Consider the following 22,857-nt stretch of genomic DNA (forward strand, 5'->3'; position numbering starts at 1 on the left):
ACATCGAGTCCGGCACGGCGCAGATATTCGATCAAGTCGGTCAGCCCGTAGGGGGGGGGGGGGGGGGGGGGGGGGGGGGGGGGGGGGGGGGGGGGGGGGGGGGGGGGGGGGGGGGGGGGGGTCCCCACACACCGCCCCCGCGGGTTCCGTCCCCGCCGAGCGGTGATCATTCCGGCTCGCGGCCCCAGACCAGGTGGTTGCCGCCCTGCCACTCGATGATCGCATCGTCGTACAGGTCGACGGTAGCGACATCGAGTCCGGCACGGCGCAGATATTCGATCAAGTCGGTCAGCCCGTAGGCGGTGCCCAGTGTCTCGCCGCGCGCACTCACCTGGCGACCGCCGGCGGGGGAGGGCGGATGGACGACGAGGACCGCACTCATACCCTCCAGGTTGCGCCCGCGCCTCCCGCCACGCACCTCGGCCCGGGGCCGCGGCGGTACCGTCTGCCCATGGCTGGTGTTCACCCCGCGGTGCACGGGTTCTGGGAAGCCGACGGCGCGACGAAGACGTTCACACACGCCCTCGACCCCGGCCTGCTGGCCGCCCACATCCCCCGCGAAGGACGTGTCCTCGACTACGGCTGCGGCTACGGGCGGCTGACGGCGCGCCTGGCCGAGCTGGGGTATCCGCACGTGCTGGGCGTCGACCCCTCCCGCGCCATGATCGAGCGCGGACTGCGGGAGCGCCCGGACCTGGCGCTGCGCCACCAGTCCCGGCTGCCGCTGCCCGACGCGGACGGCTCCTACGACGCCGCGCTGCTGTTCGCCGTCCTCAACTGTGTGCCGGACGACCGGGCCCAGCGCGCGGTCATGGCCGAGCTGGCCCGCGTGGTGCGCCCCGGCGGCACGTTGTACGTGAGTGAGGTCCCCCTTCAACGCGACGCGCGCAACGTCGCCCGCTACGAGCAGCACAGCAAGGCGACACCGCACGCCCCGTACGGAACCTTCACCACCCCCGAGGGAGGCCTCTTCAGGCACCACACCCCCGAACACCTGCGCGCCCTGCTGGCGGACAGCGGCTTCGGGCTCACCGAGGAGCGCACCGGCACGGCGCCGACCCTGGGCGGCCACCAGGCCACGCGCCTGCAACTGGTCGCGCGGCGGAGCTAGGGCTTTTCCCAGCGGGCCGTGCACCGAGAGGCGCTGTACCGCAGGCCTCAGGGCCGCTGCCAGCGCGTCGCGCCCGCGTGGTCGAGGGCCTGCTCGGCCAGGGCGCGGGCGCGGGTCACCGGGTCGTCGACGAACGCGAGACCGCACAGCACCGTCGCGCCCTCGTGCAGCAGCGTCAGCTCGTCGGCCAGCCTGCCGGGGTCGGCCGCGCCCGCCGCGACCGCCAGCTCGTACAGGCAGCCGCGCAGCCACAGCTTCTGGTCGGTGATGATCCGGCGGCCCGGGTGCGCCGGATCGGGCAGCTCCGCCGCGGCGTTGACGAAGCCGCAGCCGCGCGGGTTGTGGCTCCGCGTCCACTCGGCGAGCGCGTCGAAGGTCGCCAGCAGCCTGGCCCGCGGCCCCGCTTGAGCGGCGTGCTCCTCCAGCCATCCCGTGAGCCAGGACCGCCAGCGCCGGTCGCGCTCGCGCAGATACGCGGCGATCAGCGCGTCCTTGCCGCCGAACCGGTCGTAGAGGGTCTTCTTGGTGGTCCCCGCCTCTTTGGCGATCAGATCGACGCCGACAGCGGTGATGCCCCGCTCGTAGAAGAGCGTGCTCGCGGCTTCCAGCACCTTGCGCGCCCCCGGGGTCAGCTCCCCCGCCTCGGCCGTACCCGTCCCCACTGCCCCACGGCTCCCTTCCCGGATCGAACCGGTCCCGTCCGCTGTGCGTCCCGGCCTCGGTAGACCGCCCGGTCTACCGGAGCTCCACTGTACGCCCCGCGCCGTCCCGCACCCGTGGGCGGATCAGAACGGGTCCTCGGCAAAGGAACCGCAAAGCGGGGCCGGTCGTTACCTTCGGCATGACCGCAATGACTCCCGGCGCCAATCTTCCGCTGACCGCGCAGCGCGTGGCGGTGGACGTGACCGCACCCACGAAGCTCGACGTCTCGGCACTGTTGCTGAGCCCCCAGGGCAAGGTGCGTTCGGACGAGGACTTCGTCTTCTACAACCAGCCGACCGCGCCCGGCGTGACCCACAGCAGCGGCGCCGCCGACACCATCACGGTGGAGACCGGCGCCGTCCCCGCCGAGATCGACAAGGTCGTCGTCACCGCGAGCGTCGACGCGGGCGCCACCTTCGCGGGCACGGAGCCCACCGCCACGGTCCGCGACGCCGCGAGTGGCTCCGTGCTCGCCACCTTCACCCCGCCGCAGCTCGGCTCCGAGACGGCACTGCTGGTGGTGGAGCTCTACCGCAGGAACGAGGCCTGGAAGGTCCGCGCGGTCGGCCAGGGGTACGCGAACGGGCTGGGTGGCATCGCCACCGACTTCGGGGTGAACGTGGAGGGGGTTGCGGTCGCCCGAGACCGCGGCGTAGCGGCGGCCGAGTCCGGCGGGCAGGCTCCAGGTCCGCGTGGCGGGCAGAGGCTCGGCGGCGGGTGTCCGCGCGCTCTCGTGGGTCTCGGAGTCCGCGGTGCGGTGGTGCCTGCACAGGTAGGTGCTGCGGGAGTCCCACACGACCTCCCCGCCGCTCTCCGCCCGCGTGACCACGTCGAACGTGGTCCCCCTGCGGTGCGCGGCCAGGCCCTCGGTGTGGACGGTCAGCCCGATCCCGTCCGTGCGGGCGAGCGGCCGATGCCGCGTCAGCTCGATGCGGGTGTGCACCAGTCCGAGGAGGGGGAAGGGGAAGTCCCGGCGTGCCATCAGCCGGGTGGCCAGAGGGAACGCCATGACGTGCGGGTACGCGGGCGGGAGCGTGTCCGCACGCGGGTCGTGGCCGCACACCTGCGCGTAGCGGCGCACGTGCGCGGGGTCGGGGACGGCGGGCGGGAGGGCGAGTGTGGCCTGCGGCAGGCGGGCTGCGGCGTAGGGGCCCCGCTTGGTGGGCGAGGTGAGGGCTCCCTTGAGCAGGTGCAGGGCCAGTGGTGTCGGCATCAGGGCTCCGTGGGCGTGGTGGGCGGGCGTCTCAGGCGCCGAGCAGGGACTGGCCGCAGACGCGGACCGTCTGGCCGTTGACCGCGTGGCTGGCGGGCTCGGCGAGCCAGGCCACGGTCTCGGCCACGTCGAGGGGCTGCCCGCCCTGGGAGAGGGAGTTCATGCGGCGCCCCGCCTCCCGGATGACGAACGGCACGGCGGCCGTCATCCGCGTCTCGATGAACCCGGGCGCCACGGCGTTGACCGTCGTGGCGTGCTCCGCCCTCGCCCGCGGCGCGAGCGCCCTCACGAAGCCGATGACGCCTGCCTTGCTGGCCGCGTAGTTGGTCTGTCCCACGTTGCCCGCGATGCCCGCGATCGAGGCGGTGGCGACCACGCGTGAGCCGCGCAGCGCGCCCGCGGCCAGCAGGTGGTCGGTGGTGCGCAGCACGCTCGCCAGGTTGACGTCCAGCACGTCGGCCCACCGGTCGGCGGCCATGTTGACGAGCCTGCGGTCGCGGGTGATGCCCGCGTTGTGGACGAGGACGTCGAGGCGGCCGTCGGGCAGCGCCTCGACGATGCGGGCTCCCGCGTCGCCGGCGGTGATGTCCAGGGGCAGCGCCGTGCCGCCGAGCCGGTCCGCGACGCGGGTGAGGTCGGCTGCGGCCTGCTCCACGTCGAGACAGAACACGTGGGCGCCCTCGCGTGCCAGCCGGCCTGCGATCTGCTCGCCGATGCCACGGGCCGCGCCCGTCACCAGGGCGACGCGCCGCCCCTCGCCGGTGCCGGTGCCGGTGCCGCTTCCGCGCACGCGTCCGCTTCCTTCGCCGCTTCCGGCGGGGCTGCCGTCCGAGGGGTCCGGCACGGTTCCGTCCGCCGCCACCTCGATCACCTGGCCGCTCACGAAGGCGGACCGGGGCGAGAGGAGGAAGCGCAGTGTCGAGGCCGCGGACTCCGCGCCGGCCGGCGGTGCCAGGCGGACCAGGTTCGCCGTGCGGCCCCGCCCCAGCTCCTTGCCGAGCGAGCGGACGAAGCCCTCCAACGCCTGCTGTGCGGCGGCCTGGTGGTGGTCGTCCGGCGCCGGACGGGCTCCGAGCAGCACCACGCGCCCGCACGGCGCGAGCCGGCGCAGCAGCGGGTGCAGCGACGCGTGCACGCCCGAGAGTTCCGCCACCGTGCCGAGGGCCGTAGCGTCGACGAGTACGGCGGCGACGCGTCCTTCCCCGTCCGTACGCTCGCGTACGACGGGCAGGCCGCAGCCCTCCAGCGCCTCTCGCAGCTCCTTCTCGTCGCAGCCTCCCGTGGCGGTGGCGCTCAGGTGCAGCAGCGGGCCGCCCTCCAGCGTGGGACGCTCCGCGCTCCAGCGGTGCAGTACTTCGGGACGGGGGAGGCCGAGCCGGCGTGTGAGGAAACGGCCCGGTCCTGTGTGCGTCCAACGAAGGTAGCGATCGGCCATTCCCCAACTCCTCCGGCTCGCGTAAATTTACTTCCGAGTAAGGTTACTTTCAGGTCAGGAGTTTGGTCGAGGATGAGTTCCACCGGCCTCATCAGCGCGGACCGTCCGCGCCGCGTCGCCGTCATCGGCGGCAGCCGTATCCCCTTCGCACGCTCGGACGGCCCCTACGCCACCTGTTCGAACCAGGACATGCTCACCGCGGCCCTCGACGGGCTCGTCGAGCGCCATGGGCTGCACGGCGAGCGCGCGGTCGACGAGTTCGTCGCCGGCGCCGTCCTCAAGCACAGCCGCGACTTCAACCTCGCGCGCGAGACCGTCCTCGGCTCCGCGCTCGATGCCCGCACCCCCGCCTACGACATCCAACAGGCCTGCGGCACCGGCCTCCAGGCCGTCATCGCCGTCGCCAACAAGATCGCCCTCGGCCAGACCGAGGCGGGCATCGCCGGCGGCGCCGACACCGCCAGCGACGCCCCGCTCGGCGTGAACGACCAACTGCGGCGCATCCTGCTCGCCACCCGGCGCGCGAAAACGCTCAAGGAGCGGGCCCGCGCGCTCGCCCGCGTCAGGCCCCGCCACCTGGTGCCGGACATCCCGCGCAACGCCGAGCCCCGCACCGGGCTGTCCATGGGTGAGCACGCCGCCCGTACCGCACGCGCGTGGGGCATCGGCCGCCACGAGCAGGATGTCCTCGCCGCCACCAGCCACCAGCGGCTGGCCACCGCCTACGACACCGGCCTGCTCCACGACCTCGTCGTGCCCTTCAACGGGCTCGCCCGGGACCAGAACCTGCGGCCCGGCACGACGCCGGAGAAACTCGCAGCGCTCACACCCGTCTTCGGCCTGGACGCCGGTACGGACGGCGGGAGCGGCGCGGCGGAGGCGACCATGACCGCGGGCAACTCCACGCCGCTGACCGACGGCGCCGCCACCGTGCTGCTGGCGAGCGAGGAGTGGGCCGCCGAGCGCGGACTGCGGCCACTCGCCTATCTGTCCGCCTACGAGACGGCCGCCGTCGACTTCGTCGGCGGCGAAGACGCAGGCGACGGGCTGCTCATGGCGCCCGCCGTCGCCGTGCCCCGCATGCTGGAGCGGCTCGGCCTGGGCACCGAGGACTTCGAACTGGTCGAGATGCACGAAGCGTTCGCCTCGCAGGTGCTCGCGACGCTCGCCGCGTGGGAGAAGGCGGGGTTGGCGCCCCTCGACCGTGAACGGCTCAACGTCGCCGGCTCCTCGCTCGCCACCGGGCATCCGTTCGCGGCGACCGGGGCGCGGATCGTGGCGACCGGCGCCGCGCTGCTCGCCCAGCGGGACGCCCCCGCCGGGGCGAAGGGGCTCATCTCCGTGTGTGCGGCCGGAGGGTTGGGGGTGACCGCCGTACTGGAGCGCGCGTAGGCACTTTGTCCCCGATCCCGCCCTTCCACCGTTTCCTTGGGGGCCTCCGCCCCCACGCCACGGGAGTCGCTTCGCTCGTCTGCAAACGCCCGGGGCACCTCCCGGCCGAAGGCTGGGAGGGGGCTGATTCCAGGCCCTGGGTGCTGATTCCAGGGCTCGGGGCTGATTCCAGGGCCCGGGGCTGATTCCAGGGCCCGGGGAAGGGCGGAGCCCGAGAGACGGTGAAAGGGCGGGGCCGGGGGTCCCACCCACCGACCATCAAGGAGCCGCACCATGTCGCAGCCACCCGCCCTCACGCCGCCCCGCACCACCGTCGTGGCCGACCGCGTCCGCGAGGTCTCGGTGCCGCCGCTGGCGCCGAGGGTGACCACCGGCTCGCTCGCCGACATCCCGTTCACCAACGCCGCCGAGGCCCCCGAGGAGCCGGCGCTCAGCCGCAAGAGCCCCGACGGCTCCTGGTACGAGATGTCGGCCCGCGAGTTCGCCGGCGAGGTCCTGGCGATGGCCAAGGGCCTCGTCGCACTGGGGCTCCAGCCGGGCGACCGGGTCGCCATCATGGCCCGCACCACCTACGAGTGGACGCTGACGGACTTCGCCGCGTGGGCGGCGGGCCTGATCACGGTGCCTGTGTACCCGACGTCGTCGGCCTCGCAGGCCCGGCACATCCTCCAGGACGCGCGGGTCCGCGCCTGTTTCGTGGAGGACGTCGAGCAGACGCGTCTGCTGAGCGCGGAGCGCGGCAACCTGCCCGCGCTGGAACACCTGTGGCAGTTCAGTTCGGGCGCGGTCTCCCATGTGGTGGACGCGGGGCGCCAGGTGCCCGACGCGCTGGTGGCCGAGCGCCGCGCCAACCTGACCCCGCAGTCGGTGGCGACGCTGATCTACACCTCGGGCACCACAGGGCCCCCGAAGGGCTGTGTGCTCACCCACGGGAACTTCTTCGCCGAGGTGGACAACGCCATCGAGCTGCTGCATCCGGTCTTCAAGTCGGTGACGTCGCAGGAGCCCTCGACACTGCTGTTCCTGCCGCTGTCGCACGTGTTCGGCAGGATGGTGGCGATCGGCTGCCTGCGCGCGCGGGTGCGGCTCGGGCACGCGCCGAGCATCAAGACGGACGACCTGCTGGCCGACCTGGCCGGGTTCCGCCCGACGTTCCTGCTGGGCATCCCGTACGTGCTGGAGAAGGTCTACAACACCGGGCGGGCGACGGCGGAGAAGATGGGCCGGGCCTCCTCCTTCGACCGGGGGGCGCGGATCGCGCAGCGGTACGGGGAGGCAATCGAGGCGCAGGAGCACGGGTTCGGCGGCGGTCCCGGGGTCGGGCTGCGGGCGGCGCGCGGGCTGTACGACGCGTTGATCTACCGGCGGATACGGGCCGCGCTCGGCGGGCGCTGCCGCTACGTGATCTGCGGCGGCTCCCCGCTGGGCCACCGGCTGGCCGCGTTCTTCGAGGGCGCGGGCGTGACGATCTACGAGGGGTACGGGCTGACCGAGACGACGGCGGCGACGACGGCCACACCGCCGCTCAAGCCACGTTTGGGCACGGTGGGCTGGCCCCTCCCCGGCACGTCGCTGCGGATCGCGGACGACGGCGAGGTGCTGGTCAAGGGGGAGCACGTCTTCCGCGGCTACTGGGACGCGGACACCGAGGGCGCCGTCCCGCACGCGGACGCCGACGGCTGGATGCCCACCGGCGACCTGGGGGCGCTGGACTCGGAGGGGTACCTGAGCATCACGGGGCGGAAGAAGGACCTCATCATCACCTCGGGCGGCAAGAACCTGGCGCCCGCGCCGCTGGAGGACTGGTTGCGCGCCCACCCGCTGGTCAGCCAGTGTCTGGTGGTCGGCGACAACCGCCCGTACGTGGCGGCGCTGGTGACGCTGGAGCCCGACGGGCTCGCGCACTGGCAGCGGATGCACAAGAAGGAACACCTGTCCCCGGCGGACCTGGTGGCCGACGAGGACCTGCTGCGCAACCTCCAGCAGGCGGTCGACGAGGCCAACTCGCAGGTCTCGCGCGCCGAGTCGATCCGCAGGTTCGTCGTGCTGCCGCGGGACTTCACGGAGGAGGGCGGGCATCTGACGCCGTCGATGAAGCTGCGCCGGGCGGCCATCGTCCGGGACTACGCGGAGCAGATCGACCGGCTGTACGGCAGCTGAGGGCGGTGCCCGCGGCGCCGGAAGGCCGCACAACGGGCCACCCGTCGGTCACCTCCCGGCGAGACGGCGGTACCGTGAGGTGAGTACCAGGGAGAACGAGTCGGGGGATGGGCTTGGTACGCCTCCCTCGCGTCGGGAGGAACGGGATGACGACACCCCCGCAGCCGCCGCCGAGCCAGCCCCCCGGCCAGCAGCCGCAGCAACCACAGCAACCGCAGCAACCGCAGCAGCCCTCGTCCGGAGGCGGTTTCGGGCCACCTCCGGGCGGCGGCTTCGGCCAGCCCGGTGGCGGCTTCGGCCAGTCCGGGAGCTACGGCCAGTCCGGCGGCGGCTATGGCCAGTCCGGCGGTGGCTATGGCCAGTCCGGCGGTGGCTATGGCCAGCCGGGCGCCCCCGGCGCGTTCGGGCAGCCCGGTTACCCGGGCGCAACGGGCCCCGCGGGCCCGGTCGGCCCGTACGGGGGTCCGCCGCCCGGTCCGCCGCCGAACAGGAGCAACAAGGTCGTCGCCCTTGTGGTGGGCGGGGTGCTCGCCGTGGCAATCGCGGTCGCCGGGACGCTGCTGGCCGTCTCCGGCGGCGATGACGACGACAAGGGGGACAAGGCGAAGCCGCAGCACTCCGAGGCGCCGGCCGACGACACCGAACCGTCGGAGGACACCGAGGAGCCGACGCCGAGCCCGAGCGAATCGGAGACCCGGTACGAACTGGAGTTCCCCAAGACGTTGGACGGCGGCTCGTACAAGCTGAAGGACGACCTCAGCGACTCGGTCGACACCGGAAACCCGGGGGAGGAGGCCCACCTGGGCTCCTACGCCGACGCCGCCGGCACCTCGCGCCTGCTCTACGGCGCCGCCAGCGGCGAGGACTACGGCAACCCGGAGCTGTCGAAGAACCAGATGATGGACGGCATGGAGTCCGGCTCGGCCATGGACGTGGCCGTCAAGCGCCGCGACTTCACCCCCACCGGGTCCGGCGACCCGCTGACCTGCGAGGTCCTGGTCAAGACGCAGCAGGGCAGGAAGCTGACGATACCCGTGTGCGCCTGGAGTGATCCCGGAACAGCCGCGTACATCGCCAACGACAGCCTGGACACCTACTCGGTCGATCCCCAGGACGTGGACCTGCAGAAGTGGGCGGACCGCGTCGACGGCATCCGCGACGAGGTGCGGACGCCGGCGGCGGATTGACATCGCTGCCCGCCGATTGACATGAACCTCAGTTGAAGTTGAAGACTTCTTCCCGTTCGGCCCCTCGCACAGAACCCGCGAGGGCACGGCCACAGCGCGCGGAGCGCGCGAAGCGGGAACGGGAAGAGGTTGGTCACGATGCGCGGTATCCAACTGGAGCGGTTCGGCGGACCCGACGTCCTCCGGGCCGTCGAACTGCCCGACCCCGTAGCAGGCCCAGGGCAGGCCGTCATCGACGTGGCCTACGCCGACGTGCTCTTCCTGGAGACCCAGGTGCGGCGCGGCGAGGCCTTCTTCACCCCGCCGCTGCCCTACGTCCCCGGCGGCGCGGTCGGCGGCCGGATCACCGCCGTCGGGCCCGACGTGGACCACGCGTGGCTGGGCAGGCAGGTCGTCGCCAAGACCGTTCTTTCCGACGGTGCCGCGCCCGGCGGCGGATACGCGCAGCGGGCGCTCGCGCGCGTCGAGACGGTGAGCGCCCTGCCGCCCGGCGCGACCCTGCAAGCGGCCACCGCGCTCGCACACGACGGCCCCACCGCCGTACGCCTCTTCGACAACGCCGTCAGCGAGGGCGCCCTGCGGCCCGGCGCCTGGGTGCTCGTGCTGGCGGCGGCCGGCGGCCTCGGGTCCCTGCTGGTGCAGCTGGCACGTGCGGCCGGGGCGCGCGTGGTGGCCGCGGCGCGCGGCGAGCGGAAACTGGCGCTCGCCCGCGAGGAGCTGGGGGCTCACATGGCGCTCGACTACACCGAAGCGGGATGGGTCGAGAAGGTGCGCGCCGTGGTCGGCGGGCGCGGCGTCGACGTCGTCTTCGACGGCGCGGGCGGCACGCCGGGCCGCGAGGCGTTCGCGCTGACCGCGCACGGTGGCCGCTTCTCCGCGCACGGCGCACCCGGTGGCGGCTTCGCCGAGCTCCCCCGGGAAGCAGCCGCCGCACGCGGCGTGAGCCTGGCCGGTATCGAGCAGGTGCAGCTCTCCCCCGCCGAGGCGAAACCGCTGCTGGACCGCGCGCTCTTCGAGACCGCCGCGGGACGTCTTGCGCCCGTCGTCGGCCAGACGGTCCCGCTGGTGGACGCGGCCAGGGCGCACGCCGCGATCGAGGCCCGCGAGGTCCTGGGCAAGACGCTGCTGACGGTGGAGTGAGCCGAGGCGGCCGGGCCCTGGCCGGCCCGTCCGCCCGGACGCCCACGCGGGGCAGTGGTCCGGCGTGATCCCTGCGCGGGGGAGTGGCCCGGTGTGGCGCCTGCGCGGGGGGAGTGGTCACGCGTGACGCCTGCGCGGGGGAGTGGTCCGGTGTGATCCCTACGCGGGGCAGTCGTCCGGTGCGGGCTCGCCCGCGAAGCGGTCACCGAGCCAGGCGAGCGCCGGGCCGTTGCCCGCGACGGCCGTGCCCACGTGGTTCGAGCCGGGGAACGACCGGAAACTGACGGCGTTGCCCCTGGCGCACCAGTCGGCGCGCAGCCCCTGGCCCTGGGCGTACGGGACGACCTCGTCGGCCTCACCGTGGTAGACGAAGGTGGGTGCGGCCGGGGCCCGCCTGCCGAGCGTGTCGGCGGCGATCCTGAACCGCCAGTCCGGACGCCGGAGCGGGTTCGTCACGGTCAGGTCGTCGATGCGCCTGCCCTCGGCCGCCCGGAGGATCTCGCTCGCGCAGGCGTCGCGGGCCGACTCGGTCAGCCGTCGGCCCTCCGCGTTGAGGTACTTCTCCAGATGCAGCCCGGGGAAGGCCGCGTCGTGGCCGATCGCCGACATCAGGACGAACCCGGCGTTGTCCCCGCCGTCACTGGCCTCGGCCACCTGGGTCAGGTCGGCGGGGACACCACCGCTGGCCGTGCCCCTGACGTCGAGTCCGGGCGCGTACCAGGCGGCGATCTCGGCGGCCTTCGCGCTGGCCTGCCCGCCCTGGGAGTAGCCCATGATGCCGACCGGCGAGCGCGGCCCGACGCCGCGCTCCCGTGCTCCGGGCAGCCGCTGGGCGGCCCGTGCGGCGTCCAGTACGGCGGTGGCCTCGGCGCGGGCCACGGTGTAGGTGTGGTCGCCGGGGGTGCCGAGCCCCTCGTAGTCGGTGACGGCCACCGCGTACCCGCGCACGAGCGCCGCGTTGATGAGCGGCGCCTCGGTGGTCGTCCCGTCGGGAAAGCCGGACGAGGGCGCGCACTGGTCGCCCATGCCGACGGTGCCCACGGCGTACGTGATGAGGGGGCGCGGGCCGCTCCTGCCGTCGTGCGGCACGAGGACGGTGCCGGAGACCGCGTTGGGCCGGCCGTCCGCGCTGGTGGAACGGTAGGTGATCTTCCAGGCGGAGGTGTCGGTGGGAACGCCGGGCCAGTACTGGAAGCTGGTCGGCTCCGCGCTCAGCACGGTGCCGGGACCGCCACCGCGTCCGGACGGCGCCGCCGTCCGGACCGCGGCCTTGGTGTCCGGTCCGGCCCCCAGGGGGGCGGGCTCCTGCACGCCCCCCTGGGCGGTTCCCTGCACGGCCCCCTGTGCGGCCGTCTGTTCGGTTCCCGACGCCGGTGCCGCGCCCGTCAGGGCCGTCAGGGCCACCGCGGCCAGCGCGGACACCACCGCGCCGGCCGCGGTGCGGCCACGGTGCCGTGCCGGGCGTGGCCGCCTTGCGCCCCGCCCACCAGCCGACGCCGCACGGAACGACTCCATGGCCTTCTCCCAACTCCGCTGTGCGCCGGAGCGTGAGGCCGGCTCTCCCGACGGTACTGACGCCTCAGGAGCCCGCGCCACGGGGCGGAGGGGGGATCGTCCGGAAATCGGCGGTGGGAGGGGTGCTCCGGCAAGGGGCTGCCGGAGGCGGAAGGGCCCGGTCAGAAGGGGCGGTCGCCGACGACGGCGACGCGCTCGGCGACGCGGCGGTGCCCCATGTAGTCGAACAGCGCGTAGTGCTGGGTGGCGCGGTTGTCCCAGAAGGCGATGTCGCCGGGCTGCCAGGCGAACCGCACCTGGTACTCGGGCACGTGCGCCTGGCGCACCAGCTCAGCGAGCAGACGGTCGCTCTCCGCGCGGTCCATGCCCACGATGTGCGTGGTGAACGAGGTGTTCACGAACAGCATCTTCCGCCCGGTCTCCGGGTGCGTCCGCACCACCGGGTGCTCGACCGGCGGGAACTCGTCCTGGAGTTCGGCCAGCCGCTCGGCGGAGGTGAAGCGCGCGAAACCGGGGATGAAGTCGTGCATGGCCGTCGCGCCGTCGATCCGCTCCTTCACCCGCGGCGACAGGTTGTCGTACGCGGCGGCCATGTCCGCCCACATGGTGTGCCCGCCGATCGGCGGCACCTCCCGCAGCTGGAGCACCGCGCCCATGGCGGGACGCTCGCGGAAGGTGACATCCGTGTGCCAGACGTTCTCGTACGTCGGCCGCGTCCCCGCGGTGTCGGCGGCCTTCTCGAAGCGGACGATCTCGTCGCTGGAGCCGCGCGCCAGCAGCGGGTTGGTCTCCAGCTCGCCCCAGTGGCGGGCGAAGGCGGCCTGCTGCTCGGGCGCCAGATTCGCGCCGCGGAAGAAGAGGACCTTCCACTCCAGCAGCGCCCGGTTCAGCTCCTCACGCAGCGCCGGGCTCAGCGGCTGCGTCAGGTCGGCACCGCGGATCTCCGCACCGATGACCCGCGTCTGCGGAACGACCTCGATCAGCTCGTACGGGCGCTCCTGCCAGCCCTCGGGGTAGGGCCGCAGCGTGCGCACGCCCTCGTAGAGGCCGCCCTCCGGAACACGGGCGTCACGGAGAGTAGCGGGCGTGGGCGTAGCGGTACCAGGGGTGGTGATGCTCATGAAAGGGTCCTCCAGAAGGATCCGGTCGGGGTGGAAGCGCCGCGCGGGCGGACATCGCCGCGCGGGCGGACTGGTGCCGTGGCTCCGTGACTTACCTGTGGAGCCGGGCCCCAGCTAGAGACCGGATCGCTCGCACCCACGCCGCCACGGGACGCCGAGGCGTCCGAGCGGGGAAGAGGAGTGCGCGACCATGGAGGTCATTGTGGGATCGACGCCCCCGGAACGTCAACACGGCGTCGGGCCTGCCACCCTCCAGGGGCCCTGGTCGGAGGGGGTCGGCGGGGACCTGTCGCGTCCCCGCCGACCCTGCCAACCCTGTCGGCCCCGCCGGCTCCTCCGACCGGCCGGCTCCTCCGACCCTCCGGCTCCTCCGACCCTCCGGCGCTTCACACGGTGCGCGGCACCGGACCGATGGCGCGCCCCGCCCACGCGGGAGGCTCCTCCAGCAGCGCGGTGAGCCGCTCGCGCACCGGCTCGGGGAACGGAGCGCTGCCCTGAGCGCCCACGTGCAGCGCGAACAGCTCGATCGTGGCGACCACTTCCGCGCCGGAGTCCCGGCCGGGCTCCGGCCCGGACCCCTGGCCGCCGGCTGCCTCACCGGCGTCCCTCTCGTGCCCCGCGTACATCTCGTGGGCGAAGCGCAGCTTCTTGCCGTCCACACCGAGGATCCGCGTCCGCAGGGCGAGCGGGGTGCCCTCGGGCACCTCCTTCAGGTACCGCACGTGCGCCTCGACCGTGTACAGCGAACAGCCGGTGCTCTGCCGGTACGCCGGGTCCAGGCCGACGGCGTCCATCATCGTGTCCGTCGCGTGCCCGAAGACCAGGACGTAGAAGGCCTCGCTCATATGGCCGTTGTAGTCGATCCACTCCGGGCGGACCGTCTGGTGGAACAGCGGCAGCGAGCGGCCCGTCATTCCGCTCCACCCTTCGGCAGCCGGCCGGTCGCGCGCAGCACGTCGATGACGCCTTGGTCCCGCTCGGCGACCAGGTCCGCGATGGTGCGGCCGTCCGCCGCCACCTCGCAGCCCTCCACCATCGCGTCGCGCAGCGCCACGTCCAGCTCAGGCGCCTCCAGTCGGGTCCACGGCGACTTCAGGGAAGGGCCGAAGTGGTCGAGCATGTGGCCCATTCCGCCCTCGCCGCCCGCGAGCGCGAAGGTCAGGCACGGCCCCATGAACGCCCAGCGCAGCCCGGGCCCCTCGGTGATCGAGTCGTCGATCTCCTTCACGGTGGCCTCCCCGTTGGCCACCATGTGCAGCGCCTCCCGCCACAGCGCCTCCTGGAGGCGGTTGGCGATGAAGCCGGGGACCTCGCGGTCCATCGTGATCACCGACTTGCCCGCCACCTCGTAGAACCGCGAGGCCCACGCGACGGCCTCACCCGCGGTGCGCTCGCCGCCCACCACCTCCACCAGCGGAATCAGGTACGGCGGGTTGAACGGGTGCCCGACCAGCAGCCGGCTCGGGTCGGCGGCCTCGGTCTGCATGTCCGTCATGGGGTAGCCCGACGTGGACGAGGCGATGACGACTCCGGAGGGCGTCGCCGCGTCGAGCTGGGCGAGCAGATCCCGCTTGAGGTCCAGCTTCTCCGGGGCGCTCTCCTGTACGAACTGCGCCTCGGCGCACGCTTCTTCGAGCGTGCCGGCGATCGTCAGCCGGTCGCGGGAGGCGCCCTCGGCCAGGCCGAGCTGGGTCAGCGCGGGCCAGGCGGCGTCCACCAGGCGGCGCAGCTTCTCCGGCGCGTCGGGCGCCGGGTCCCACGCGGTCACGTCGTAGCCGCGCGCCAGGAAGTGGGCGACCCAGCCGCCGCCGATGACGCCCGCGCCGATGCAGGTGACCTTGGTGACGTCGGTGGGCTCTGTGGGAGGGGTGGTCATGTGGTGGTGCTCCTGAGGTGGGAGGGGTGGGGGAGGGGGCGAGCCGGCGTCAGGCGCGGGGCTTCAGCCTGAGCTGCTCGCGTGCCTCGTCGGGCGAGGCCACGCGTGCGCCGAGGGACTCGGTGATCTGCACAGCACGCTCGACGAGCTGCGCGTTCGTCGCCTTCACACCCCGCGACAGGTACAGGTTGTCCTCCAGGCCGACCCGCACGTTGCCGCCGAGCAGGATCGACTGCGCCACCCACGGCATCTGCATGCGGCCCAGCGCGAAGGACGCCCACTGCGCCCCGGACGGCAGGAAGTTGACCATCGACTGCAGCACGCCCGGGTCCGCGGGCGCGCCCCACGGGATGCCCATGCACAGCTGGAAGAGGGTCGGCTCGTCCAGCAGCCCCTCGTCGAGCAGCTGCTTGGCGAACCACAGCTGCCCGGTGTCGAAGATCTCCAACTCCGGCCGCACGCCCAGCTCCTGGATACGGCGCGCGCCCTTGCGCAGCATCTCGGTGGTCGAGATGTAGAGCTGGTCGCCGAAGTTGAGGGAGCCGCAGTCCAGGGTGCAGATGTCGGGCAGCAGGTCCTCGACGTGGGGGAGCCGGTCGAGACCGCCCACCAGGTCGGTGCCGTCCAGCGCGCCCTTCTCCAGCGGCTGGTCGGCGTCGAGCACGAGGTCGCCGCCCATGCCGGCCGTCAGGTTGATGACGACGTCGGTACCCGTCTCCTTGATCCGCTCCAGCACCTCCCGGTAGAGGTGCCGCTCGCGGGAGGGCTTGCCGGTCTCGGGGTCGCGGACGTGGATGTGCACGACGGCGGCACCGGCCTCGGCGGCCTCCACGGCGGAGGCGGCTATCTGCTCGGGGGTGACCGGCACGTGCGGGCTGCGCCCGACCGTGTCACCGGCGCCCGTGAGGGCGGCGGTGATGATGACGTTCTCGGTGATGGGCATGGCGATACCTCCGTAGGGACGGTTGGTGTCCGTGGGGACGGTTGGTGTCCGGGGGATGGTCGGAGTCCGTGAGGACAGCTGGGGAGAGGTGAGTGTGTCGAAAGGGTGTGTCGAAAGGGTGTGCCGAAGGGGGCTTCAGAACGCGACGGGCTTCTCGTCGGCCTCGGAAAGCAGCTCGGTGCGGACGTGGGCGAGCAGCGCCGTGTACATGTCGTCGGGCCCGGTGTCGGGACGGGCGCCCGCGTCGGCGGCGCTCTGCGCACCGGCGGCGCTGGCCAGGACCTGCGAGGCCAGACCGTCGATGAGCGCGGTCAGACGCAGGGCGCTGAACTCGGGATCCACGGTGCGGAAGACGCCCTGGACGATGCCGCGCCGGATGACGTCGGCGACGGTGGTACGCCACTGGCGGTAGTAGTCCACGTGCAGCCGGCCGATCGCGGTCGACCGGGCCGCCTCCGCCCACAGATCGAGCCACACCAGCCACTGCCTGCGCTGCTGAGCGGTGCGCGGTGTCTGCAACGCGAGGAGTTCACGCAACTCGTCGGCGGCGTTGCCGGCACCCGCCTCGGCGATGCGGGTCGCACGGCTGGCGGTGTCCTCGTCCATGCACCACCGCACGGCCGCCTCCAGCAGCTCCGCACGGCCGGGAAAGTGGTAGTGGATGGCGGCGGTGCTGGTGTCGCAGGCGGCGGCGATGTCGGCGACCCGCACGGCGTGGAACCCGTGCTCCGCGATCAACCGCACCGTCTCCCGCACGATCTGCAACGGGCGCCCCGCGGAGGGGAGTAGGGGCTCCCTGGACGTGGCGGAAGACGGTGCGGTGGCTGGAGGAGCGGACACGGCCGCCCTCGCGGAGGCGGGCTCCGCGCTGGGGGAGGCGGGCTCCGCACTGGGGGAGGCCGGCTCCGTGCTGGGGGAGCCGAGCAGCCACCCGGCGTCGACCTCGCCCGCGTCGGCGATGCGGGCCAGCTCGGCGACGGTGAAGCGGCGCGTGCCGCTCAGCGCGCGCGACAGCTTGGAGGGGTCCATGACGACCCGCCGGGCGAACTCCCGCTGGGTGCACCCGGCGGCCTCGACGACCTTCCTGACCCGCTCGGCGACCTCGCCCGCGCTGTCCTCGATCCGGTCGCCCGCTGTGTGCCGCATGCCGACCACCGTAAGGATGCATTGAGATAACCGCAACGGCGGGTGATGCATTATGGCCCGTTATGCCCGCTTAGCTCCCGGAAATTCCGCACCGTTGCGCTCCTGACTGATGCGTTAGTCAGTGCGCGCAACGCGCGTGTGGAGCTGGGGCTGCGGGTGCCCGGTCCCCCGCGCAGCCGCGCTCAGCCGCCGAGCTGCTGCCGGCGGGGAGCCCTGACGAACGAGGTCCGTGCAGCCGGCAGGCGGATCGCTCATACCGCATAGTGCGCGGACAGTGCCAAGACCGCCTCGGTCATCGCGGCCCGCAGGGCGGGTGGGCCCAGGACCTCGGCCTCCGCGCCCAGGCTGAGCAGGTCGCTGACGGCGACCGGCTGGGACTCGACGTCCAGGTCGGTCTCGATCCAGCCGGCTTCGTCGGGTGGGCCCGCCTGGTCGAGGGCGCGGACGCCCGGGGCGCCGAACTTGGCGGGCAGCAGTCGCTGGGCCTGCGGGGAGAGGCGGACGCGGGCGACGTCCTGGCGCAGCCAGGACTCCAGGCGGCGGGCGGAGTCGGCCCAGTAGGCGGGCAGGTCGAAGCCGGTGGGGCGGTCGAACGTCTCGTCGCCGGGGGTGACGTCCTCGAAACGGGAGATCCGGTAGGTGCGCGCGGCGCCGTCGGCTTCGGCGACGGCGTACCAGATGCCGCCCTTCAGCACGATGCCCAGCGGCCGCAGTTGGCGCTGTACCTCGCCGCGCCAGCGCCGGTAGCGCACCCGCAGTACCCGCTGTTCCCACACGGCGCGGGCGACCTGCGGCAGGTGCGGCACCGGGTCGGCGCCTCTGAACCAGCCGGGTGCGTCGAGGTGGAAGCGGTCCTGGATGCGCCGGGTGTGCTCGGCGAGGGCGGTGGGCAGTGCGGCCCGCACCTTGAGCTGGGCGGTGGTCAGGACGGCGCCGATGCCCAGTTCCTCGGCGGCGCCGGGGAGCCCGGACAGGAACAGCGAGCCCGCCTCGGAGTCGGTCAGCCCGGTCAGCCGGGTGCGGTAGCCGTCCATGAGGCGGTAGCCGCCGGCCGGGCCGCGGTCGGCGTAGACGGGGACTCCCGAGGCGCTGAGCGCGTCGATGTCGCGGTAGACGGTGCGCACGGAGACGTCGAGTGCGGAGGCGAGTTCGGGTGCCGTCATCCGGCCCCGGTTCTGGAGGAGCAGGAGCAGCGAGAGAAGCCGGTCGGCGCGCATGGCGCCATTGTCTCCCGTACCTGACATGAGGTGTCAGGTACGGGAGACAGGATGCCGTCAGGCCGCTACCGCACAGCGCGCTACCGCACAGCGCGCTACCGCACAGCGAAAGGGCATCTCATGGGTTCGCGTACCACCACCGCCACGTTCACCCCCGTCTCCTGGGACGAGAAGGAGGTACGGGCCACGGAGGGCCCCCGCCTGTCCCGGGCCTCCGTCGTCAACGACTACGCGGGCGGCATCGAGGCGAGGGGCGCCGCCTGCGAGTACGTGCTCTGCTATGCGACGGAGATGACGGGCGTCTTCTCCGGGATGGAGGTGCTGACCGGTTCGGTCGACGGCCGGGAGGGCACGTTCGTCATCCGGCAGGCCGGCACCTTCGACGAGGAGGGCACCATCCGCTGCACCTTCGACGTCGCCCCCGGCTCCGCCACCGGAGCGCTCACCGGTTTGACCGGTGACGGTTCGTACGAGGTCCGGCACGGCGAGGAGAAGGTCGCGGTGGCCTTCTCCTACACCCTGGACTGACACCCCTCACAAAGGCCCGGGCCCCGCCGCGGACGCGGCGGGGCCCGGGGCCCGTGTCACACCGCCGTGGTCGCCTGCGGTCGCGGCGCGACCGGCTCGTCCTTCGTGGCGCCCTGTTCCTCCGGCATCTTGAGGAACAGGGTCAGCACGAGGGCGACCAGGTAGAGGGCGAGGAAGACGATGGTCACGCCGCCCGCGCCGACCAGGGGGAGGAAGAGGGAGGCGATGGCGGGGCCGACGAAGGTGGCGCCGCCCGCCCCCAGGTTGAGGAGGGCCATGGCACCGCCCTTGTTCTCGGGGGCCATGTTGGGGATGAGCGCGGAGATCGGCACGAAGCCCGCCAGCGTGGCGCCGTAGAGCATGCCGGCCAGGACGGCGACCCAGTAGTAGTCGGGGCCGAGCCAGGTGGGCACGAAGTAGAGGACGGTGACGCTGACGGCGCAGCCGAGGGCGCCGAATCCGGCGATGGTGGTACGCCAGCCGATCTTGTCGGAGAGGGCGCCGAAGATGAGGTTGAAGAAGATGTTGGTGCCGTAGATGATCGCCAGCAGTTGGAGCCACTTGTCGGTGCCGAAGCCGACGTCGTCGGAGAAGATCCGCGGCAGGTAGACGAGCATGCCGAACTCAGGCGCGGTGTTGATGACCCGCACCAGGCAGCCGACCAGGACGCGCGGGTGGGTCCACACGATGGAGACGCTGTTGTAGAGGGACTGGCCCGTGGTGACGCCGGGTTCGGTGAGCCGCTCGCCGCCGCCCCGCTTCTTGGCGCCGACCAGGGCGATGGCGCCGCCGATCAGGATGAGCCCGAGCGCGGTCCACAGGGTGCCCATCTCGCCGATCTGCGGGATGGTGAAGCTGGACCACAGGGAGCCGAGGGTGGGCAGGCCGCCGGTGAAGGCGAAGTAGAACCAGCCGACGGCGGTGCCCAGCCGGGCCTTGGGCGCGCTGCCGGTGATCCACACCAGGAAGCCGAAGGCGAACAGCGGGTAGCCGAAGCCGCGGATGCCGTAGAAGAGCAGCATCAGCGGGAAGTTCTCGGTGCCGAGCGCGAAGACCAGGTAGAGGGCGTCGAAGACCGCCCAGATGCCCAGGCCGACCCACATCACCTTGCGCGGGCCCCACACCTGGGAGAGCGCCCCGGAGAACCAGGACGCCAGCATCACGGCGACGCCGTAGACGGTGATGACGTAGCCGGCCTTCACATCGGTGCCGGCGCCGTGGTCGGCCATGTACGGGGCGATGAAGCCGCTCTCGACCCCGTCGCCGATCATGAACAGCAGGACGCCGACGTACCCGAGGACCAGGGGTTTGGGCAGCCCTATGCGATCGAGCAGCCCTCTGTCGGGCACACGCGTCGCTGCATCCGTCATCGAGGGGCCTCCGCTCTGAGGTAACCAGTTGGTGCACCGCAGATCCTCAGCCCGGCCGCGAGAAATATCAAGAGGAGTGTTAAAGGTAACGAGATCTTTTGTTACGTCGTTACCACCCGCACGTCCGCCAGCTTGCGCATCTCGGCCACGGGCCCGTCGTCCACGGGTCCTGTCAGCACCACGTGGTCGAAGGCGTCCACCGGGTCGAGCCGGTGCAGCGCGCTCCGGCCCACCTTGCTGTGGTCCATCAGCAGCACGCTCACCGAGCCCGCGAGGCGCATCGCCCGCTTGAGCGCGACGATCTCCTGCTCCTGGTGGTAGGTCATCGTCCCGGTCATGGCGGAGGTGGAGACCAGGGTCAGGTCCACCGAGAAGCTCTTGATCATCTCCAGTGCGGAGAGCCCGATCCAGGAGTCGTGGGTGCGCGAGTACTCGCCGCCGATCCCGATCAGCCGGATGTCCTCGGCGGCCCGCAGCTCCTCGGTGATCAGCCGGTAGTTGGTGACCACCGTCAGCGGCCCCACCTGCGGCAGCAGCTTGGCCAGCGCCAGCGCGGTGGTCGAGTCGTCCAGCATCAGCGACATGCCGGGCGCCACGAAGTCGAGCGCGGCCCTGGCCAGCGCGTCCTTCTCGCCGGTGTGCGCGTGCCGCCGGAAGTCCGAGCTGGACTCGAAGACGGTGGAGGGCTGGGCCGTCACGCCGCCGTGGTACTTGCGCAGGATGCCGCGGTCGGCCAGCTCGGCGATGTCGCGGTGCACGGTCATCACGCTGACGCCGGTCAGCTCGGTCAGCTCCGCCACCGAGGCGTCGCCCTCGGCCAGCACGTGGTCGACGATCTGCTGCTGACGCTCTTGGCGCGAGGCGCGCGCTGCTCCCTGGGCGGTCATACGGACCATCCTGCACCCGGCGCCGCGCCCGCCGGTCTCCGGACCGCCCCGAGTCTCCCATCCCGGCTGGGACGCGTATCAGGTCACAAGTGACAGATAACAAGAGCGGTGTTAATTTGCTGGGAGCCGAATGTGAGGAGTTCCGGCCGTGGCCGATGCAGTGGTGTTTGACATGGACGGAGTGCTCGTCGAGAGCGAGCATCTCTGGGAGCGGCTGTGGACCGCGTTCGCCGCCGAACGCGGCAGGCAGTGGGGGCCGGAGCAGACCAAGAGCTGCCAGGGCATGAGCGCCCCCGAGTGGGCCGCCTTCCTCACCGACTTCGCCGGCGCGGGCGACAGCGTCGCCGACACCGAGCGCTCCGTCGTGGACGGCATGATCAAGGCGCTGGAGGACGGCGAGATCGAGCTGCTGACCGGCGCCCGCGAGATGATCACCGACGCCGCGGCCCTCGGCCCGATCGCGCTCGCCTCGTCCGCGCCGCGCCGCGTCATCGACGCCGTACTGACCCACCACGGAGTCGACCACCACTTCAAGGCCACCGTCTCCAGCGCCGAGGTCCCGCGCGGCAAGCCCAGCCCGGACGTCTACCTCGCGGCGGCCGACAAGCTCGGCGTCCCCGCCACCGACTGCCTGGCGGTCGAGGACTCCAGCAACGGGCTGCGCGCCGCCGCCGCTGCCGGCATGACCGTCGTCGCCATCCCCAACCCCGGCTACCCGCCGGCCGAGGACGCGCTGGCGGGCGCCGCCTACTGTGCGACAGAACACGACGCCGTACGCCGCTACCTGCTCGGCAAGCTCAAGGAAAAGGAAGGTGACCGGGCATGACGGACCCCAAGCCCGCCGCGGGCGCGACCGGCGCGACCGGCTCCACTACGGTCCTCGCCTCGGGCGACCACTTCATCGCCCCGCAGCTGTTCGTCGACGCGCTCAGGGCCGCGGCGCCCGGCGCGGAGCTGGCCTTCCGCACCCAGACCACCCCGTGGCCGCACACGCCCTTCGGGCCCGTCGGCAACGTCAAGGAGGCGTCCGGCACCGAGGACGAACTCCTCGAAGCCCTCGGCGACGCCGAGATCGCCCTCGTGCAGATGGCGCCCTTCACCGACCGCGTCATCCGCGAGGCCCCCAACCTTAAGCTGATCGCGGTCGCCCGCGGCGGTCCGGTCAACGTCGACGTCGAGGCCGCCACCCGCGCCGGCATCCCCGTCACCTTCACCCCGGGCCGCAACGCCGCCGCCGCCGCCGAGTTCGCGCTCGGTCTGATGCTCGCCGCGCTGCGCCGCATCCCCGCCTCCGACGCCGAGCTGAAGAAGGGCACCTGGCGCGGCGACTACTACGCCATCGAGAACGCCGGGATCGAACTCGACGGCACCACCGTCGGCCTCGTCGGCTACGGCGCCATCGGGTCCATCGTCGCCCGCGTGCTGCGCGCCTTCGGCTCCCGCGTCCTGGTCGCCGACCCCTACACCGACCCGGCCAAGGCGGCGGCCGACGGCGTCGAACTGGTCGAGCTGGACGACCTGCTGCGGCGCAGCTCCGTCGTCAGCCTGCACGCCCGCGTCACCCCCGAGACGCGGCACATGCTGCACGCCGGCAACCTCAAGCTGCTGCCCAAGGGCGCCGTGCTCGTCAACTCCGCGCGCGGCGAACTCATGGACTACGCGCCGCTGCCCGCCCTGCTGGAGTCGGGACACCTGGGCGCCCTCGCGCTGGACGTGTACGACGTCGAACCGCCGCCCGCGAGCTGGCCGCTGCACGCGGCGCCGAACGTCATCACCACCCCGCACCTGGCCGGCGCCACCCGGCAGACCGCCGACCGCGCCGCCGCCATCACCGCCGCACAGGCCGCAGCCCACCTGCGCGGCGAGCGCCCCGAGTACGTCGTCAACCCGCAGAGCCTCGACGGAGGGCGGTAG

General features: G+C 72.8%; 21 protein-coding genes. 9 read left to right on the plus strand and 12 right to left on the minus strand.

From position 1 onward, the window contains the following. Positions 1 to 166: 166 nt before the first annotated feature. Positions 167 to 382: a hypothetical protein gene (locus AB8Z75_RS08955; protein ID WP_369200878.1), complete on the minus strand. Its 216-nt coding sequence runs from the start codon at positions 380 to 382 to the stop codon at positions 167 to 169. Between the two features lie 69 nt (positions 383 to 451). On the opposite strand from AB8Z75_RS08955, the gene AB8Z75_RS08960 reads away from it, so the two are divergent. After that, positions 452 to 1,111: a class I SAM-dependent methyltransferase gene (locus AB8Z75_RS08960; protein WP_369200879.1), complete on the plus strand. Its 660-nt coding sequence runs from the start codon at positions 452 to 454 to the stop codon at positions 1,109 to 1,111. 47 nt (positions 1,112 to 1,158) lie between these two features. On the opposite strand, the gene AB8Z75_RS08965 is transcribed toward AB8Z75_RS08960, so the two are convergent. Further along, on the minus strand, positions 1,159 to 1,773 hold the full coding sequence (locus AB8Z75_RS08965; RefSeq protein ID WP_369200880.1) for a TetR/AcrR family transcriptional regulator: 615 nt from the start codon (positions 1,771 to 1,773) through the stop codon (positions 1,159 to 1,161). A 179-nt stretch (positions 1,774 to 1,952) separates the two neighbouring features. Between AB8Z75_RS08965 and AB8Z75_RS08970 the strand changes: the two genes are divergently transcribed. Further along, positions 1,953 to 3,107: a TerD family protein gene (locus tag AB8Z75_RS08970; protein WP_369200881.1), complete on the plus strand. Its 1,155-nt coding sequence runs from the start codon at positions 1,953 to 1,955 to the stop codon at positions 3,105 to 3,107. Here the strand turns inward: AB8Z75_RS08970 and AB8Z75_RS08975 are convergent. Continuing rightward, entirely contained in the window at positions 3,058 to 4,461 is a 1,404-nt protein-coding gene (locus AB8Z75_RS08975; protein ID WP_369200882.1) for a 3-oxoacyl-ACP reductase, read from the minus strand. The two genes, AB8Z75_RS08970 and AB8Z75_RS08975, sit on opposite strands and share 50 nt — an antisense overlap. A 72-nt stretch (positions 4,462 to 4,533) precedes the next feature. Between AB8Z75_RS08975 and AB8Z75_RS08980 the strand changes: the two genes are divergently transcribed. The 4 genes from AB8Z75_RS08980 to AB8Z75_RS08995 all read left to right on the plus strand — a co-directional run bounded on the left by AB8Z75_RS08980 (position 4,534) and on the right by AB8Z75_RS08995 (position 10,340). Next, the gene (locus AB8Z75_RS08980; RefSeq protein ID WP_369200883.1) at positions 4,534 to 5,853 is read left to right on the plus strand and encodes an acetyl-CoA C-acetyltransferase; all 1,320 of its coding nucleotides are present in this window, start codon (positions 4,534 to 4,536) and stop codon (positions 5,851 to 5,853) included. A gap of 273 nt (positions 5,854 to 6,126) precedes the next feature. After that, positions 6,127 to 8,013 carry a long-chain fatty acid--CoA ligase gene (locus tag AB8Z75_RS08985; protein WP_369200885.1) on the plus strand — a complete coding sequence of 629 codons (1,887 nt, stop codon included), beginning with the start codon at positions 6,127 to 6,129 and terminating at the stop codon, positions 8,011 to 8,013. Between the two features lie 146 nt (positions 8,014 to 8,159). Beyond that, complete coding sequence (locus AB8Z75_RS08990) at positions 8,160 to 9,200, plus strand: hypothetical protein (RefSeq protein ID WP_369200886.1); 1,041 nt, start codon at positions 8,160 to 8,162, stop codon at positions 9,198 to 9,200. Positions 9,201 to 9,338: 138 nt separating this feature from the next. Beyond that, positions 9,339 to 10,340, plus strand: coding sequence for a zinc-binding dehydrogenase (locus AB8Z75_RS08995; protein ID WP_369200888.1), 1,002 nt, complete (start codon positions 9,339 to 9,341; stop codon positions 10,338 to 10,340). Positions 10,341 to 10,499: 159 nt separating this feature from the next. Here AB8Z75_RS08995 and AB8Z75_RS09000 read toward each other — a convergent pair whose 3' ends face one another. From AB8Z75_RS09000 to AB8Z75_RS09030, 7 genes are all read right to left on the minus strand, one after another. Then, positions 10,500 to 11,855: a lipase family protein gene (locus tag AB8Z75_RS09000; RefSeq protein WP_369200889.1), complete on the minus strand. Its 1,356-nt coding sequence runs from the start codon at positions 11,853 to 11,855 to the stop codon at positions 10,500 to 10,502. A 161-nt stretch (positions 11,856 to 12,016) separates the two neighbouring features. After that, entirely contained in the window at positions 12,017 to 12,976 is a 960-nt protein-coding gene (locus tag AB8Z75_RS09005) for a TauD/TfdA dioxygenase family protein (RefSeq protein ID WP_369200890.1), read from the minus strand. Positions 12,977 to 13,362: 386 nt separating this feature from the next. Further along, a complete protein-coding gene (locus tag AB8Z75_RS09010) occupies positions 13,363 to 13,890 on the minus strand; it encodes a thioesterase family protein (RefSeq protein ID WP_369200891.1) in 528 nt (175 codons plus the stop codon). After that, entirely contained in the window at positions 13,887 to 14,852 is a 966-nt protein-coding gene (locus AB8Z75_RS09015) for a 3-hydroxyacyl-CoA dehydrogenase NAD-binding domain-containing protein (RefSeq protein ID WP_369200892.1), read from the minus strand. The genes AB8Z75_RS09010 and AB8Z75_RS09015 overlap by 4 nt, the downstream gene beginning before the upstream one ends. A gap of 49 nt (positions 14,853 to 14,901) precedes the next feature. Next, positions 14,902 to 15,795, minus strand: a complete 894-nt coding sequence (locus AB8Z75_RS09020; RefSeq protein WP_369200893.1) for a 3-keto-5-aminohexanoate cleavage protein — start codon at positions 15,793 to 15,795, stop codon at positions 14,902 to 14,904. A 135-nt stretch (positions 15,796 to 15,930) separates the two neighbouring features. Continuing rightward, positions 15,931 to 16,941, minus strand: coding sequence for a TetR family transcriptional regulator C-terminal domain-containing protein (locus AB8Z75_RS09025; RefSeq protein WP_369200894.1), 1,011 nt, complete (start codon positions 16,939 to 16,941; stop codon positions 15,931 to 15,933). Positions 16,942 to 17,192: 251 nt separating this feature from the next. After that, entirely contained in the window at positions 17,193 to 18,158 is a 966-nt protein-coding gene (locus AB8Z75_RS09030) for a helix-turn-helix transcriptional regulator (RefSeq protein WP_369200895.1), read from the minus strand. Positions 18,159 to 18,278: 120 nt separating this feature from the next. Between AB8Z75_RS09030 and AB8Z75_RS09035 the strand changes: the two genes are divergently transcribed. Beyond that, the gene (locus tag AB8Z75_RS09035; RefSeq protein WP_369200896.1) at positions 18,279 to 18,686 is read left to right on the plus strand and encodes a DUF3224 domain-containing protein; all 408 of its coding nucleotides are present in this window, start codon (positions 18,279 to 18,281) and stop codon (positions 18,684 to 18,686) included. Between the two features lie 56 nt (positions 18,687 to 18,742). On the opposite strand, the gene AB8Z75_RS09040 is transcribed toward AB8Z75_RS09035, so the two are convergent. Both AB8Z75_RS09040 and AB8Z75_RS09045 read right to left on the minus strand, forming a co-directional pair. After that, positions 18,743 to 20,056, minus strand: coding sequence for an MFS transporter (locus tag AB8Z75_RS09040; protein ID WP_369200897.1), 1,314 nt, complete (start codon positions 20,054 to 20,056; stop codon positions 18,743 to 18,745). 101 nt (positions 20,057 to 20,157) lie between these two features. Further along, complete coding sequence (locus AB8Z75_RS09045; protein ID WP_369200898.1) at positions 20,158 to 20,943, minus strand: DeoR/GlpR family DNA-binding transcription regulator; 786 nt, start codon at positions 20,941 to 20,943, stop codon at positions 20,158 to 20,160. A gap of 148 nt (positions 20,944 to 21,091) precedes the next feature. Here AB8Z75_RS09045 and AB8Z75_RS09050 point away from each other — a divergent pair, with 148 nt between their 5' ends. Then, entirely contained in the window at positions 21,092 to 21,769 is a 678-nt protein-coding gene (locus AB8Z75_RS09050; RefSeq protein ID WP_369200899.1) for an HAD family hydrolase, read from the plus strand. Next, positions 21,766 to 22,857: a 2-hydroxyacid dehydrogenase gene (locus AB8Z75_RS09055; RefSeq protein WP_369200900.1), complete on the plus strand. Its 1,092-nt coding sequence runs from the start codon at positions 21,766 to 21,768 to the stop codon at positions 22,855 to 22,857. Before AB8Z75_RS09050 ends, AB8Z75_RS09055 begins: the two co-directional genes overlap by 4 nt.

It is taken from the genome of Streptomyces sp. PU-14G, from assembly GCF_041028275.1.
Lineage (GTDB): Bacteria > Actinomycetota > Actinomycetes > Streptomycetales > Streptomycetaceae > Streptomyces.